General features: G+C 51.6%; 13 protein-coding genes and 4 pseudogenes. 8 read left to right on the forward strand and 9 right to left on the reverse strand.

The genetic code is table 11. The features are described 5' to 3' along the window. Positions 1-92: 92 nt before the first annotated feature. Positions 93-858: pseudogene (locus E0E29_RS06765) on the forward strand (IS5 family transposase). Between the two features lie 220 nt (positions 859-1078). Here E0E29_RS06765 and E0E29_RS06770 read toward each other — a convergent pair. From E0E29_RS06770 to E0E29_RS06790, 5 genes and pseudogenes are all read right to left on the reverse strand, one after another. Next, the gene (locus E0E29_RS06770) at positions 1079-1933 is read right to left on the reverse strand and encodes a cation diffusion facilitator family transporter (protein ID WP_130850812.1); all 855 of its coding nucleotides are present in this window, start codon (positions 1931-1933) and stop codon (positions 1079-1081) included. Positions 1934-2019: 86 nt separating this feature from the next. Next, positions 2020-2700, reverse strand: coding sequence for a transposase (locus E0E29_RS19215; RefSeq protein ID WP_130849223.1), 681 nt, complete (start codon positions 2698-2700; stop codon positions 2020-2022). Continuing rightward, a pseudogene (locus E0E29_RS06780) lies at positions 2682-3065 on the reverse strand (transposase); the annotation flags it as partial. The pseudogene E0E29_RS06780 and the gene E0E29_RS19215, both read right to left, overlap by 19 nt. Positions 3066-3152: 87 nt before the next feature. Further along, positions 3153-4544 (reverse strand): WG repeat-containing protein, encoded by a 1392-nt coding sequence (locus E0E29_RS06785; protein WP_130849224.1) that lies wholly within the window; start codon positions 4542-4544, stop codon positions 3153-3155. Beyond that, positions 4507-5272 (reverse strand): annotated as a pseudogene (locus E0E29_RS06790) (IS5 family transposase). Before E0E29_RS06790 ends, E0E29_RS06785 begins: the two are co-directional and overlap by 38 nt. 234 nt (positions 5273-5506) lie before the next feature. On the opposite strand from E0E29_RS06790, the gene E0E29_RS06795 reads away from it, so the two are divergent. The 7 genes from E0E29_RS06795 to E0E29_RS06825 all read left to right on the forward strand — a co-directional run bounded on the left by E0E29_RS06795 (position 5507) and on the right by E0E29_RS06825 (position 12570). Further along, complete coding sequence (locus E0E29_RS06795) at positions 5507-6346, forward strand: carbohydrate ABC transporter permease (protein WP_207303583.1); 840 nt, start codon at positions 5507-5509, stop codon at positions 6344-6346. Positions 6347-6395: 49 nt separating this feature from the next. Further along, positions 6396-7685 (forward strand): extracellular solute-binding protein, encoded by a 1290-nt coding sequence (locus E0E29_RS06800; protein ID WP_242622417.1) that lies wholly within the window; start codon positions 6396-6398, stop codon positions 7683-7685. A 125-nt stretch (positions 7686-7810) separates the two neighbouring features. Further along, complete coding sequence (locus E0E29_RS06805) at positions 7811-8704, forward strand: carbohydrate ABC transporter permease (protein WP_130849226.1); 894 nt, start codon at positions 7811-7813, stop codon at positions 8702-8704. A 34-nt stretch (positions 8705-8738) separates the two neighbouring features. After that, a complete protein-coding gene (locus E0E29_RS06810) occupies positions 8739-9749 on the forward strand; it encodes a ComEC/Rec2 family competence protein (protein WP_242622418.1) in 1011 nt (336 codons plus the stop codon). Next, positions 9736-10650: a PfkB family carbohydrate kinase gene (locus tag E0E29_RS06815; protein WP_130849228.1), complete on the forward strand. Its 915-nt coding sequence runs from the start codon at positions 9736-9738 to the stop codon at positions 10648-10650. The genes E0E29_RS06810 and E0E29_RS06815 overlap by 14 nt, the downstream gene beginning before the upstream one ends. Positions 10651-10825: 175 nt before the next feature. Further along, entirely contained in the window at positions 10826-11956 is a 1131-nt protein-coding gene (locus tag E0E29_RS06820; RefSeq protein ID WP_130850814.1) for an ABC transporter ATP-binding protein, read from the forward strand. After that, positions 11953-12570: a YczE/YyaS/YitT family protein gene (locus tag E0E29_RS06825; RefSeq protein WP_242622419.1), complete on the forward strand. Its 618-nt coding sequence runs from the start codon at positions 11953-11955 to the stop codon at positions 12568-12570. The genes E0E29_RS06820 and E0E29_RS06825 overlap by 4 nt, the downstream gene beginning before the upstream one ends. A 165-nt stretch (positions 12571-12735) precedes the next feature. Here E0E29_RS06825 and E0E29_RS06830 read toward each other — a convergent pair whose 3' ends face one another. The 4 genes and pseudogenes from E0E29_RS06830 to tnpA form a co-directional block, all read right to left on the reverse strand. Continuing rightward, positions 12736-14013, reverse strand: a complete 1278-nt coding sequence (locus E0E29_RS06830) for a tyrosine-type recombinase/integrase (RefSeq protein ID WP_130848405.1) — start codon at positions 14011-14013, stop codon at positions 12736-12738. A gap of 79 nt (positions 14014-14092) precedes the next feature. After that, complete coding sequence (locus E0E29_RS06835; protein WP_130849229.1) at positions 14093-14296, reverse strand: excisionase; 204 nt, start codon at positions 14294-14296, stop codon at positions 14093-14095. 434 nt (positions 14297-14730) lie between these two features. After that, positions 14731-14838, reverse strand: coding sequence for a helix-turn-helix domain-containing protein (locus E0E29_RS06845; RefSeq protein ID WP_479723853.1), 108 nt, complete (start codon positions 14836-14838; stop codon positions 14731-14733). Between the two features lie 101 nt (positions 14839-14939). Beyond that, positions 14940-15173: pseudogene (gene tnpA / locus E0E29_RS19220) on the reverse strand (IS66 family insertion sequence element accessory protein TnpA); the annotation flags it as partial. Between the last annotated feature and the right edge of the window lie 196 nt (positions 15174-15369).

Consider the following 15369-nt stretch of genomic DNA (forward strand, 5'->3'; position numbering starts at 1 on the left):
TCGGCAGGTAAAAAAAGAGACTTACCTGCCCAAACAGATAAGGCCTTGTTTGAAAAATAAAAGTTGCACAAGAAACCAAGTTATGCGAAGCTATGAGCATGAAACGATATGAATTAACAAAAGAACAATGGGAACGAATCAAGCCGCTGCTGCCACCGGAAGAAACGGGAAAGCGGGGTCGTCCCCGGAAGGATAACGGGATCATGCTCAACGGAATGCTCTGGATCGTCCGGAGCGGTGCGCAGTGGCGTGAGCTGCCGGCGACCTATGGTCCTTGGCAGTCTATATACGCAAGATTCGCCAAATGGCGGAATGAGGGCACTCTGGAAGCGGTATTCCACACACGGTCTGCGGACGCGGATATGGAGAACCTGAGCATGGACTCCACTTGCGTAAAGGTGCATGAAAGCGCAAATGGCGGGGAAAAAAACGGCGGATAAGGCGGTTGGCCGTACCAAAGGCGGGTGGAACACAAAGCTCCACGCTGTCGTAGACGGTCTGGGAAACCCGGTGGAGTTCCTTCTCTCCGCTGGAAATGACCACGATTCGGTTCACGCTGTTGAACTGCTGAAAAAGGTCAGAATCGGCGGGAGTGCCGTGCTGGCAGACCGGGCCTATGGTGCCCGGACGATTCGGGAATATATCTCAGCGCACGGGGCCAGCTATGTGATCCCGCCGCAAAGCAACGTTTCCGATCCCTGGCCGGTTGACTGGCATCTGTATAAAGAACGCCATCTGGTGGAGTGTTTTTTCCAGAAAATCAAGTGGTTTCGCAGAATCGCCACCAGATATGACAAGTCGGATGCTTCCTTCCTAGCCTTTGTGTATCTTGCCTCCATCGCTATTTTGTTGCTTTAGCACAATCTCCGCCTTTTTTCAAACAAGCCCAAGTCTCGTCATTTAAGATAATACCAGGAAAGTTCCAGTATGTTGGTATCACCACACCAAAGTGCTGACTACTCCCTTACATAGTGGCAAGTATATCATATTGCTGTCATATTCTCAACTCAATTCGATATTTCTGCTTTGGACAAATCTTTATTTGTGTCCCAATTTGTTTCGTATCCCGCTCCCGAAATCAGCTGGTTACATCGGTCGGATTCAGGTGGATCATAATATGCTTCACATCCGGGAAGGTATGTTCTACTTCATCGTGGATATGCTCCGCCACCTCGTGGGCATCCCGTAAAGACTTTTCACCATCCACCTGGATCTCCAGATCAATATAGACCTTGTTGCCAAACATTCTGGAACGGAGCGAATCCACGTGGACCACACCTTCCTGCGCAGCAATGTATTGCTCCATTTGCGCCTCATAGCCTTTTCCGCAGGAGGTATCCAACAGTTTGACCACGCCGTCTTTCAAAATATCATAGGAAGCCTTCACAATGAACAGGCAAATCACCACACTGGCCACGGAGTCCATCACAGGAAAGCCCAGCATGGCGCCGCCGATACCGATAAGGGAGCCGATGGAAGAAAACGCGTCGGAACGATGGTGCCAGGCATCTGCCAAGAACGCTGAGGAATGGATCAGCTCGGCGTAATAACGGGTGTACCAATACATGGCCTCCTTGCTCACAATAGAAACAATGGCTGCCACCAAAGCAATCGCGCTGGGGATGGCAAGGGTTTCATAGCTGCCCGAGATGATGTGTTCCAGCCCCACTTTGCCTACGCCGAGCCCGGTTGTCAGCAGGACAATCCCCAATAGCAAAGACGCGATGCATTCCATGCGCTCATGCCCATAGGGGTGGTCAGAATCCGCTTCTTTCTTGGAGACTTTCACTCCGATCCAGGCGATCACTGTGGTAATCACATCGGAAAAGGAGTGGATCGAATCGGAGATCATGGCGCCGGAGTTGCCTGTGATACCGGCAAACAACTTGAATCCAGACAGCACCGCGTTGCCGGAAACACTGACAAAAGACATTTTGCGGATCGCAGCCGCTTCATCAACGGTGTTCCTGCGGGAAACGGTGTCAGTCTGCTTCTTGATTGTTTTCACGGAAATTCCTCCTACTCATAATGGATGTCAGGTAGTGTCAAGAGTTGGACCTGTTGACAAAGACGAAATATGGGCTGAGAAATTATATTCTCGGCCCATATTTTATCCATTAGCATTGCAGAAAAGATGGCTTTAACCATCCTTTTTAGGTTTAATGCCATGGCAGACAGGAGACATTCCTCAGTCGCTGCAAGAATGCCTCGTTTCCGAATTTTTAAAAGGTTATGCTCCCTTTTCATAGCAGCAAAGCTGCCTTCAGCCCATATTTTTCGTTTTCTCATCATGTACAGGTATTCCGGAGTATTGACCCTTAAATGCCCTCTGTAAAACGCAGGATAGCAGCTGCTGGCCAGAATTCTTCTACGCACACCGGCTGTATCAAAACAAGTCTTACGGGAAGTGCATTTCCGGCAGACATCTCCCTGTACCTGGTAACAACGAAGATATTTCCCTGTGGACTTATTGCAGTTCAGACGGTGATATACAAGAGGCTGTCCCATTGGGCAAATAAATGTATCCTGTTGCGGATCATATGAAAATCCATATTTACTTGGGTCATTGGGAAAACGGATGGCCGGAATATAACCGGTAATTCCCAGTAGTTCCAAGCCCCTGTGAACAGCACCAGTGTCATACCCTCTGTCCAAAGCAACTTTCTCCATAGACAGGCCCAACTGTTTTTGCTGCCCCATAGGGCCTCCGTGATGTCCTCCACGCGCCGGACGGACACACCTGCCAGGTACATCTCAATGAGAGCCTCTTCCACGCTGCTCTCCCGGCGGCGGTACCGCTCAATAATAGCGGTCTCAAAGGAAATCCCTTTGAGCTTAGGCACCTTCAGGGTGACATCTCCAGAAGTGGTGGTGAGATTTCGGCTATAGTGGCCGCTGCGATAGCCCTGGCGCGGCTCATTGCGTTCATACCGGGCAGCCTGGGTTAGCTTCTGAGCCTCGGCCTCCAGCAGCTCGTTGAGGGTTTCCTCTACACTGCCTCGTACCAACTCCTTGAGCTGCCCCTTGATTACTTCTTCATTTAGCTGTACTATCTTTTCAGACATGGTTTGCTGTCTCCTTTCAGGATGGTGTGTCGCGACTTCATTCTACCAGAGATCTGCAAACCATGTCTCTTTTTGTTTTTGCGAAACTTATTCTACCTTATCGGGCGTGATCTCCTGGCCCGTTACCTGTTCCACCAGATTTGCCGCCAGCTCCGCGAAGCGGCGACGGGTGATCCGGAACCCGAAATAGGCGTTGTTGCTCTCCGTAACGAGACCACATTCCTCTGCATATGACAATTCCTCAACTGCCCAGCTGCTGATTTTTTGCTCTAGCCGGGGATCAGCAAGCAATCCAAATACACCTTCTCTGTGCTGATTGAATATCACATCTGGATTTCTGCCGTCTGGGAAGACCCAGGTGACACCTTGAGAAAAATAAGAACATGAATAGGGGAGCGGTCCGATCACGACATTGCCGGCATGATCGATAAAAGAGACCTGGTAGTCCGTTCCTTCTAATTCTGCGACTCCATCAACGAAATTCCACGCTCTGGAAACAGTTTCTGGCACAGATAGAACGGCCTGCCCACTTGTATCAATATATTTCCATGCCGTGCTTCCTGATTCAAGAACGGACATGAGGCCTTCCTGATATCCCCCAGAGGTAATCATATACACCGGAGGGAGGAGCTCTTGCCCAGAAAGGTCAATGACACCACATAGCGGATATTCGGCGCCTCTCTTTTCCCAGGTCAGATCATTGTATCCCACAACAAGCCTGCCCATGGTCACGATGTCACTGTATGTCAGATCCAGGGCAGTCTGGGGCTCTATCAGCATGGTCCCGTCATAGTCTGCAAGCCCTTGAAATTTGACTCCGTTGTTATCCTCGAGTTCAACGACAAAAACGCAACCGCCGGCGTCGTTGTCCAATACGTAGATTCGGTCATAGATACAGGGAATAATGAGGTCTCCCTCGGCGTTTACCACGCCTTCTTTCCATTCTTCTGACCATACAATGGCCCTGTCTTTATAAAATGCATTCCCGCCTCTATACTCAGGTGGGACTACCCATGCGCCGGTTTTGTCAATATAGCCATAGCGCCCTGTTTCCAAACTCTGCGCCTCGACCAATCCACAAGAAAAATCGCCGCGAATATTTACGCTAGGACACAGAAGCGCTGTTTGCCCTGTCTGATCAATAAACTGATTTGGAATGCGAACCTCCTCTGAAATACCGGGATAGTCATGGATGACATGGGCGACACCTTCATGAAATTCGTGCCCAATCACCCCAATTGGAAGTTGGATCACCCATGCGCCGCTGGTATCTATATAACCAGCTTTTCCGTCTTTCTCAACATATGCCAGTCCTTCAGAAAAATCATTGCAGAAATCATAGGTTTCAACGGGAAGAAGATACTCTCCCCACTGATTTACATAATTTCCACGGTCGCCATTTACGAGACTAGGGCTTGTTTGAAAAAAGGCGGAGATTGTGCTAAAGCAACAAAATAGCGATGGAGGCAAGATACACAAAGGCTAGGAAGGAAGCATCCGACTTGTCATATCTGGTGGCGATTCTGCGAAACCACTTGATTTTCTGGAAAAAACACTCCACCAGATGGCGTTCTTTATACAGATGCCAGTCAACCGGCCAGGGATCGGAAACGTTGCTTTGCGGCGGGATCACATAGCTGGCCCCGTGCGCTGAGATATATTCCCGAATCGTCCGGGCACCATAGGCCCGGTCTGCCAGCACGGCACTCCCGCCGATTCTGACCTTTTTCAGCAGTTCAACAGCGTGAACCGAATCGTGGTCATTTCCAGCGGAGAGAAGGAACTCCACCGGGTTTCCCAGACCGTCTACGACAGCGTGGAGCTTTGTGTTCCACCCGCCTTTGGTACGGCCAACCGCCTTATCCGCCGTTTTTTTCCCCGCCATTTGCGCTTTCATGCACCTTTACGCAAGTGGAGTCCATGCTCAGGTTCTCCATATCCGCGTCCGCAGACCGTGTGTGGAATACCGCTTCCAGAGTGCCCTCATTCCGCCATTTGGCGAATCTTGCGTATATAGACTGCCAAGGACCATAGGTCGCCGGCAGCTCACGCCACTGCGCACCGCTCCGGACGATCCAGAGCATTCCGTTGAGCATGATCCCGTTATCCTTCCGGGGACGACCCCGCTTTCCCGTTTCTTCCGGTGGCAGCAGCGGCTTGATTCGTTCCCATTGTTCTTTTGTTAATTCATATCGTTTCATGCTCATAGCTTCGCATAACTTGGTTTCTTGTGCAACTTTTATTTTTCAAACAAGGCCTAGGCTATATATCTTTGCAAGTTATTTATTTTTGAGACACTTCATCTTGTGTGTTTCCACTTGCTAATTTACTTAAGCTTTACTTTTTCTTCAACCAGTACTGGTGGAAGCAGTGATGGCCCTCTGATAAAATTCTACATGAACTATTGTGATTCCGTCCATATAGCGAGGAGGAAATTCGGCATGAAAGCAAAACAGAACATCACCATGACCGCCAAGGGGATCGGCTGTGCAGTTCTGCTGTTTGGAGCGTTGTTCCCAATCTATTGGTTGCTGGCCATGGCGATTCGCCCCACAGATGAAATGAGTGGGCACATATCGCTGATCCCTGCTTCATTCACGCCGGAGCATTTCATTCGGCTCTTTACCGAAAAAGGCTTTGGACAGGCAATCATCAACAGTTTGCAGACCACCGGAGTATCGCTGGTTCTCTCCCTGATAATTGGTGTCTGCGCCGCCTATATCATCGCCCGCCGGCGTTTCAGCTTTGGGCTCAAAAAGCCCCTTACATACTGGGTGCTACTTGTTCGTGTTCTACCGCCGGTGGCATTTACCATTCCGCTCTACACCATGTTCAGCCGAGCAGGTATCCTCAACGGCAAAATACCAGTCATTTTAGCCTGTGTCTTGATCAATGTTCCCCTTATCATCTGGTTCCTGATCAGCTTTTTCCGAGAGCTTCCGGAGGAAATCGAGGAGAGCGCGAAGGTAGACGGCGCAACGGAGTGGCAGCTCTACCTGCGGATCGTACTCCCCCTGGTGGCCCCTGGTATCGCGGCGGTGGCCATGCTTTCCTTTATGTATGCCTGGAACGAGTACACCTACACCGTAATTTTTACTCGTAGCCCTGCCAACTATACAGTCCCGCTGGCTCTGTCTGTACTGAACACAGAAGATAATCTGACCAACTTCGGCCTGGTAGCCGCTGGCGGCGTAATTTCTGTGGTTCCCATTATTTTGTTTGTAATCTTTGCACAGAACTACTTGATTTCTGGCCTTTCAAGCGGCGCTGTCAAAGAATAACAAAAATTATATGTGTTATCCCCAATATGAACTTAGGAGGACGAAACTAATGAAAAAGAAATTGCTTGCTGCACTCCTGTGCAGTTCCATGGCATTGTCCCTGACTGCCTGCGGCGGACAGCCCTCTGCATCCGATCCTGGCGCTGGTGACGGGAACACTGGGAACAGCGGCAACACTGCGGCCAGCGATTCCGCGCCTACCAAAATGACACTAATCCTGCGCGGCGGCGCTTACGGTGAGTCCTTGCAGGCAATGTTGCCAGCCTTTGAGGAAGAACACAACGTGGACATTGAGGTCCAGCTTCTCTCCTTCGATGATCTACATACCGGCATTGCTCTGGACGCTGCGAATCCTGTCGGTACCTACGACCTGTGTATGGTGGATGGCTCCTGGATGGCTGAGTTCACCGCCAACGGTGTTCTGGCTAACCTGAGCGATATGGGGTATAGCTTCGACGATGACATCATCCCTGCCACCACCTCTATCTGCACGGTGGGGGAGGACATCTATCTAGCCCCTTACTATGGCAACGTCACCGTCCTGATGTATAACAAGCAGTTGATTGCCGATGCCGGTTATACACCCGAGGATATTGACAGCTTTGCTGATATTATGGATATCGCTCAGAAGACCCGCGCAGCCGATGCCAGTAAGAACGGTTTTCTGATCCGCGGCGGCAGTGCTGACAACATCGTTTCCGATTTCCTCTCCCATTTGCTGGTCCATGGCGGTTGGGTCGTGGATGAGAACAACCAACCCACCGTGAACACCCCGGAGTTCAAGGCCGCCATGGAGGAGTATCTGGCTCTCTATAATGTAGGCAGCACTCTGGACAAGGATGACATCGTTGCCTCTGTCAGCAGCGGAGAGACCGCCCTGGCTCAGATCTGGCCCGGTTGGTATGTGCCCACCGCAGACGGCCCCGCCAATTATACTACCATTCCCACTAAGCTGACGGATGACTCCGACGCTGAGGATGCAGTGGCCTTACAAGGAGTTTGGTGTATTGGAATCCCAGAGAATGCCCCCAACAAAGAACTGGCCTTGGAACTTCTGAAGTATGTGATGGACCCCCAGGTCCAGCTGGCCTCCATTGATAAGGGTGGTGTACCCTGTCGCTATTCCAGCCTGATGGATGAAACTGTCCTACAGACCTATCCCCATCTGGAAACCGTATGCGGCGCTTTGGAGACTGGTGTCTACCGTCCGGCTATTGAGGAGTGGACCCAGTTCACCAATATTTTGGGTCAGGAAATGGACAATATCATCCAGGGGATTAAGTCTCTGGACGACGGTCTGGCTGATGCGCAGTCGGCCCTTGAGGATTTAATGGGCTGATCTCACCATTTCCCAGCCAGACTTACCGATTTTGTAAGCGGCCGGGATGCCCAACGGCGTCCCGGCCGTATTTTACAACAATACGCGATGTTGGAAAGACTCTCCACGAAGAGAGGGAGAATCCTATGAATGATAAAACATTAAGACTTAATCACAGCACAATATCAGCCCGGCGATTCGGGCTCTGCATGGTGCTTCCGACCCTGATTGTACTTTTGGTCATGACGGCTTACCCGTTGATTTCCACATTTCTGTATAGCTTTACAGATTACAACTATCTCAAGGGGAATGATAGCGCCGAGTTCGTTCTATTTGACAACTATGTTTCGCTTTTCAAGAACAGCTATTTTCGTCAAGCGACCTGGAACACGGTGCTGTTCACCGCTCTGGCCGTGGTCCTGGAAATGGCGTTTGGACTTCTAATTGCGGTCTTTGTCAACAGCCTCAAGCGGGGACAAAAAGCTATGCGCACCCTACTTCTGTTACCCTATCTGCTGCCAGCAGTCACCGTGGCCCTCAGTTGGCGTATGCTGCTTTCGTCCAATTACGGAATCGTCAATCAGGTCCTAGAATCTCTAAAGCTGCCGGTATTTAACTGGTTTATGGATACCAGGACTGCCTTTGGCACCATTTTATTCATTGACGTATGGCAGAATACTCCCTTTGTATTTTTGCTGCTTTATGCTGCCCTTCAGTCTGTGCCAGCTGGGCAGTATGAGGCGGCCGGTATCGACGGGGCCGGTTTTTTCCAAAAGTTCTGGTATATCACCATTCCAAACATCAAAAGCTCTCTGGCATTGTGTGCCCTGTTGCGCACCATTGATACATTCCGGCTGTTCGAGAAGGTGAATGTGCTTACCGGCGGCGGACCTGCTGGCACGACCTCTACCATCACCCAGTTTCTCTATAATTTTGGAATCAAGTCGCTGGACTTTGGGTTCGGCAGCGCCGGGGGCATCATTATGACAATCTTTGCTCTTATCCTCTCCAGCTTCTATATTAAGAGGGCAATACAGTAGGTGTGAGGACTGTATGATACATCGGGGAAACGAAATGCGCATTACATTTGTCAATGTGGGCTACGGGGAGGCTATTTGGGTGGAGTGTCCCCAATCGGGGCAAGACAACGCCTTTACTATACTAATAGACGGTGGCAGCAACCTTGATGCTGAGTACGCTGACTGTTCCACCGGACGCGTCCGTTTGCTGGATTACTTGAAGCAATCCGGCGTGGATCATATTGATGTGATGATCCTTTCTCACATCCACGAGGACCATGTCTGCGGCCTGCTGCCAGTGGCAAGGCAATTCCCACCCAAGACTCTCTGGCAGGGGCTTCCCACAGACCTTCATCGCCATCTGCCGCCTATGCCATCGCTTCGGCCGGCACACCCGGATCGCGCAAAATTTGCGGATTCCCTCCGTGATTGGCAGAATCTGCTCTTGCTGGTGGAAAAACAAGGCTGCAATATTCGCACTCTGAAGTCCGGAGACTTTCTGATGCCCTGCGCTGGCATGGAGATCCAAAGTCTTGCCCCAACCACTCAACGGGTAGAGGAACTGTCGAAGCGAATAGAAGACGTCTTTCACACACTAGATACGGAACTCTTTTTTCAGAAATTGTCTGCCCTAGATGCTGCTATGAACAACTTCAGCCTGGTACTCCGGCTGGACTGGAAGGGGAAGCGGGTTCTCCTACCTGGGGACACCAACTTGGCTGGCTACCGGGACATCCCACTTGAAGATTTGTGGGCCCACATCTTCAAAGTGGGACATCACGGCCAGAAGGACGCGGCAGACGAGGCCCTGCTCCGGGCCGTCCACCCGGATGTCATGGTGTGCTGCGCCTCCAGTGACCGGCGTTATGGAAGCGCTTGGCTGGAGTTGATGGAACTGGCGGAGCGGTTGGGTATCCGGGTACTCTATTCCGACTGCCCACCCTTGCCGGCCCCACTGACTACGCCCCCACCCCATCGGGCCTTGCAGCTGGAGCTATTACCGGGACAGCCGATGCGAATCGAGTATTTAGGTTTGGAAGGTGACGTGTTGAATGGAGCGTTATGACATATTAGTAATTGGACCGGTCTCCCTGGATCGGAATATCGATTGCCAAGGGAATGAATGCCGTGAAGTGGGCGGGGCCGTGGTAGCCTCCGGCTTTGCAGCGGCCCGGAGTGGTGCCCACACCGCCGTGTTTACCAAACTGAACCCGGCAGATGCCGACGTGGAGCAATGCTTTTCCGACTCCGGGGCTGATGTGTACTGGGCCCCCTCCACTGTCACCTGTTCCATCCTTAACGAGTATTTCACCCCCAACAAGGAAAAACGGGCCTGTACCGCCTTGGGAGTGTGCGACCCTTTCCGTTTTGAGGAGCTCCCCCCTGTGGTAACAGGGATCTATCATTTTGCCGGGTTAGCATACGGCGACTTCGACGGTAGCCTCTTTGCTCAGGCCGCCCAGAAAGGGCGGGTGGCGGTGGATGTGCAGTGCCTGTTGCGCCATGTGGAGCCTGATCACACCATGGCCTTCCGGGACTGGGCGAAGAAGGGGGAATACCTGCCTTATATCGACTATTTGAAGACTGATGCCGCTGAAGCAGAAATTCTTACCGGCCTCACCGACCGACCCCAAGCGGCTAGGCTACTCCACCTCTGGGGTGCTAAGGAGGTGATCATTACCCATAATACCGAGGTGCTGGTGTATGCTGGAGAGACCGTCCACACCTGTCCTATCCGTGCCCGGAACCTCTCGGGGCGCACTGGCCGGGGTGACACTGCTTTCGCCGGTTACATTGCTGAGCGTCAGCATTCGGGCGTGGAGCAGGCACTGCTCTACTGTACCGCTTTGGTCTCTCTGAAAATGGAGACACCAGGCCCCTTCCGGGGCAACCGACAGGATGTGCTGAACTATATCCGGGAGTTTTATCCTGAGTACACCTTTGAGGTAGACAAGATATCTATTTGAGGCCGGAGTGTCACTCCACGGCGAAATACGCCTGGGCACTCTGGAGCCGACAAAAGGAGGAAAGATTTCCGCCGGCCGGCGGTGCAGCAGTGTGGAGACCTGCTGTAAGCTCGGGGCAGTACCGCTCTGCACCGGGGAGGCCCCCGCGATGGCGGGTGCGCTTTGGCCAACACCCATGTCAACTGTCAATCTGAAAAACATCTGTAAGATATATGAGAATAATGTCCCCGCTGTTAATGACTTCAACTTGGACATTGAGGATAAGGAGTTCATCGTCCTGGTCGGTCCCTCCGGCTGTGGTAAATCCACCACTCTGCGGATGGTAGCTGGACTGGAAGATATCTCCAAAGGCGAGTTGTATATAGACGGCAGGCTGGTCAATAATGTAGAGCCGAAGGATCGGGATATTTCCATGGTCTTTCAGTCCTACGCCCTCTACCCCCACATGACTGTTCGGGAGAATATGGGGTTTCCTCTGAAGCTTCGGAAAGTAGACAAGGCGGAGATTGCCCGCCGGGTGCAGGAGGCCGCCGAAATCCTAAGTATTACTCAGTATCTGGATCGCAAGCCCAAGGCTCTCTCTGGCGGCCAGCGTCAGCGTGTGGCCATTGGCCGGGCCATCGTGCGGGAGCCCAAAGTGCTGCTCATGGACGAACCTCTCAGTAACCTGGATGCCAAGCTGCGCAATGAGATGCGGGCGGAAATCATCAAGCTCCGACAGCGCATTAATACCACATTTATTTATGTGACCCACGATCAGACCGAAGCCATGACTCTAGGCGACCGAATCGCAATTATGAAGGATGGTGTTGTACAGCAGATTGGCACTCCCCAACAGGTCTTTAACACTCCAGCTAACCTGTTTGTGGCCAGCTTTATCGGCACACCTCAGATGAACTTTTTCAAGGCCAGGCTAGAAAAAGCAGACACAGGCTATCAGGTAGAATGCTTAGGCGCAGTCGTCCCTGTAGGCACGGAGATGGCCGGGACGCTGGCCTCAAAGGGGCAAACCAGTGCCGATGTGACGCTTGGTGTTCGCCCCGAGCATATCAGCATCCACACCGGAGCCGGAAATGCGATCAGCTCCACAGTGGAAGTATCCGAGCTGATGGGCAGTGAGATTTATCTCCACACTGTGGTAGGCGAGAGCAGCGAGCAGCAGGAAGTGGTCATGCGCATCCAGACCACCGACCTTCCGGTGGAATACCGTTCCGGTGTGCCTTACGGCGCAAAGCTGGAATTTACCTTCTGTAATCAGATGATTCATCTGTTCGATCCAGCCACCGAGCGGAGCTTGCTATGTTGAATCATGGAATGTCTTGGCCTATGCGTGGCACATTGATGGCCGGTGGTATAACACTTATCGGAGTGAGCGTTGCGCTATACCGTATGGCGGCACTTGGTGTAGATCCCTTTACTGGGATGAATCTAGGAATCAGCACTTTTCTTGGCTGGTCTTTTGGTTCTTGGCAGCTTTTGATAAACGCAATGATTCTCGTGGTAGTATTTTTTACTGTACGTAGCTGCATTGGCATAGGGACGGTGGTGAACATGATATGTGTAGGTTATATCGCCGATCTTATCTGCTGGCTGGGCCGAGATGTAAGCTTGAACCTGCCTGTTCGTGGCATTCTCATGGTGATTGCCTTGCTTCTTTCATCCTTCGGTGTTGCGCTCTACATGAAGGGAGGTATGGGTATTGCTCCCTACGATAGTGTAGCGGTGGTCATTGAAAGCCTGAGCAATCAAAAAATACCTTTCCATCTCGCTCGTATCTTATCTGATATTACCGTGATAGTCCTTGGCGTAATATTCTGCGTTGCAGCCGGGAAGGCTATTTGGTTGGTTGTAGGAGTAGGGACGGTATGTAACGCATTACTGAATGGGCCAGCGATTCAAATGTTTCTCCGAATCATTTAATAGATTTCTAATTATCTCTTTAGATGTTCTTATATGCCGGTATAGCCCGTTATTCCGGGCTTTTCCGGCACTTTTCATATCGGAAGAACCTCACAAATCTTTTTATTACCCCTCATGTTTTCGCTCTCAAAAGTAGTAAAAGCAGTAGTAAATTCTGCGTACTACTTATGCCGCCTTGGTTTCCTCGGCGCTTTCCGCCACAGGCTCCGGCTTGGCCTCTGCGGTGGTTTTTGCCTTGGCTTGCAGCCGTTCCATTTCCTCCTGTGCGGAATGGAAAGTAGCGTGGGCATAATAGTTCAGCGTCATTACAATGTTGGCGTGTCCCATGATGTACTGCAATGCCTTGGGGTTCATGCCCGCGTTTGCCATTCTGGTACAGAATGTATGCCGCATGGTGTGCGGCGTCATCACATCGGGCAGCGGCTCCTTGTGGCACTTGTTGTACTTCTTTGCAAGGCACTTGAACATGGCGTCATAGTTGACGGCGGTTTTGGGCAGGCCGTCCCGGTTCAGGAACAGGAAGTCCTTATAATCGTCAACCTCAATGCACCTGCCGTCCCTGCGCTTCTTTAACACGCGCTCAAACGCTTCATAGGCGGCTGCGCTCATCGGCACTTGGCGGAATCCGCTTTCTGTTTTTGGCGCTTCGATATAGTAGCCGTCCTCGGTGCTTCTCAAAAGCTGGTGGTCTACATTCACAAAGCGCTTCTCAAAATTCAGGTCAGCGGGCGTCAGGCCGCAGAGTTCGGAAATACGAAGCCCGGTTTCCAGCAGGATCACCACCTCGTCATAATACTTGGCATAGACGGGATCGTTCTGCATGAAGTCTAAAAGCTCGTTTTCCTGTGTAGGGGTAAGCGGCACCTTTGGTACGGTATCGTCGTTGATAACCTCATTGATCTGGAAGTCAAAGGGATTCTTGCGGAGGCAGTCATCCTGTACGGCCATATAAAAGATGGCTTTTAAGGAACGCTTGCTGTTGCAGATGGTGTTGTAGGCAACGCCCTTTTCCTGCATACGCAAGGCCCATTCTTTCGCGTCGGACAGCTTCACGCTGTCAATGCTGGCCGCGCCCAGCTTATCTTCGGACAGAAGTTTCATCAACTGCTGGCGGCTCTTTTGGGTTCCTTTCCGCACATTCCCGCGCTCCCGGGTGTACTTTTCATAAAGCTGGCACACGGTCATTTTCTTGCCGATGGTGTCGATCCCGTCGTCAAGGTCTTTCTGTATCTGCTTGATCTTCTCGCGCAGGGAAAGACAGGGCCGCTTCCCGGCAGGTACTTTGTCGGTGGGTACTAACTTCCATGAGTAAACAAACTGGGGTTCTCCAAAGGTGTCAATGTATTTGTAAGCGTATCTTCCATCTGATCGCTGGCTCTCTCCAGACTTCAAAAGGCGGCCTTTGTTGTCCCGTCTTTTTTCATCTCGTTCTTTTCTTGGCATTTCGTCATGCTCCTTTCCATGACGGAAAGAGCCTTGACACGCTTATAACCTATTATAACACGCGCAAGGCCCTTTTTCACTATATTGTGTCAAGGGAATCAATGATTTTTTCAAACTGCTTCCGCTTGATCTGGATGCGGTTGCCGTTCAGGATCACCCAGCCAGCGGTGGGGTTTTCCTCGGCAAGCCGACGCAGTTTGTTTTCCCCGATCCGAAAATATTTGGACGCTTCCTCAATGGTGAGCGTGTATTTTTCCCAAATAGGCACATCGGTATTACTCATAACATGGCCCCCTTTCTTTTCAAAACAAAGGTTGTTTTTTGTGAAAGTGGGCAGAAAATAACGGACGGCTGCTGGCACAGCTCCACGGGAATCTCACCCCCGCGTGGTTCTCACGCGGCCCTGCTCGTTGCCTGCGACGCTTCAAACGCTCGGACTACGACGACAAGGGCGTATCATTGTCCTGTCTGCGCGTCGTCGCCCGCAGGCTGCCACACCTGCTTTACGGCCCGGTAAAATCGCTCCGCTTATCCCAATGAGGGAAAGCCTCTTGGCGTACCTGCCGCCCGGCTCGGCACAGACAGAATGTATCCGTCTGCCCTATGACGCGCCGCCATTGTCCTGCGGGCGTATTTGTCAAGGAGCAAGGGGGCCGCCGGGAAAACAGGCAGGCGGGGAAAGGGAAAGCCGCCTGTCTATGGCCGGGGCCTTAACCGTCAGTCGCCAATGGGACTAACGATGGAATGGATCAGCTTGATTTGCAATCGGCGCTTCATATACTCGTCAATGCAGATATGAGGCTGGCCGCTGCCGTCATAGAGCATCCGGGTATGTGCAGCATCTCAACCAATATTTTCAGCTGCTCCATCCCACACGACGGATAGATATCCATTCTCACATTCCCGACATACAGCGTAGCGGAATGTTCTGCTTCGTTGCGGCATTCCTGCCTTGGAATCGGCACTTTTGCAAAGGCAACCCTGTCCTGTCCTTCCTGCTGTGCCATGCTGCCAGCAACAGACAGTACTTCTCGCTCCCAGCGATAATATGTAGTTGGTGTGATCCCCTGTTGCCTGCACCATTCCCGAACCGATCGCCCGCTGCTCCGGCATTCCTTGATTGCTGAAGCCCATTCCTGTAACTGTGCCTGGTGTTTCAACTCGATAGATGTCGCTGCAAGACCCCCCGTACAAAATAGTGCTGGAACGTTCCGCTACGTTCCAGCACTATTATCTCATACATGTCTATCCGCCTGCTCTTTTGACGGTTACTGACATCCGATAAGGTAGAATAAGTTTCGCAAAAACAAAAAGAGACATGGTTTGCAGATCTCTGGTAGAATGAAGTCGCGACAC

This window comes from Intestinimonas timonensis, assembly GCF_900626145.1.
GTDB lineage: Bacteria > Bacillota > Clostridia > Oscillospirales > Oscillospiraceae > Intestinimonas > Intestinimonas aquisgranensis.

Bases quoted from the DNA above. Each gene is read 5' to 3' on its own strand.
- E0E29_RS06800 (WP_242622417.1), top strand. From the start codon at position 6,396: ATGAAAAAGAAATTGCTTGCTGCACTCCTGTGCAGTTCCATGGCATTG.
- E0E29_RS06820 (WP_130850814.1), top strand. From the start codon at position 10,826: ATGTCAACTGTCAATCTGAAAAACATCTGTAAGATATATGAGAATAAT.
- E0E29_RS06770 (WP_130850812.1), bottom strand. From the start codon at position 1,933: ATGTCTTTTGTCAGTGTTTCCGGCAACGCGGTGCTGTCTGGATTCAAG.
- E0E29_RS06810 (WP_242622418.1), top strand. From the start codon at position 8,739: ATGCGCATTACATTTGTCAATGTGGGCTACGGGGAGGCTATTTGGGTG.
- E0E29_RS06815 (WP_130849228.1), top strand. From the start codon at position 9,736: ATGGAGCGTTATGACATATTAGTAATTGGACCGGTCTCCCTGGATCGG.
- E0E29_RS06830 (WP_130848405.1), bottom strand. From the start codon at position 14,013: ATGCCAAGAAAAGAACGAGATGAAAAAAGACGGGACAACAAAGGCCGC.
- E0E29_RS06835 (WP_130849229.1), bottom strand. From the start codon at position 14,296: ATGAGTAATACCGATGTGCCTATTTGGGAAAAATACACGCTCACCATT.
- E0E29_RS06795 (WP_207303583.1), top strand. From the start codon at position 5,507: ATGAAAGCAAAACAGAACATCACCATGACCGCCAAGGGGATCGGCTGT.
- E0E29_RS06845 (WP_479723853.1), bottom strand. From the start codon at position 14,838: ATGCTCTATGACGGCAGCGGCCAGCCTCATATCTGCATTGACGAGTAT.
- E0E29_RS06805 (WP_130849226.1), top strand. From the start codon at position 7,811: ATGAATGATAAAACATTAAGACTTAATCACAGCACAATATCAGCCCGG.
- E0E29_RS19215 (WP_130849223.1), bottom strand. From the start codon at position 2,700: ATGGGGCAGCAAAAACAGTTGGGCCTGTCTATGGAGAAAGTTGCTTTG.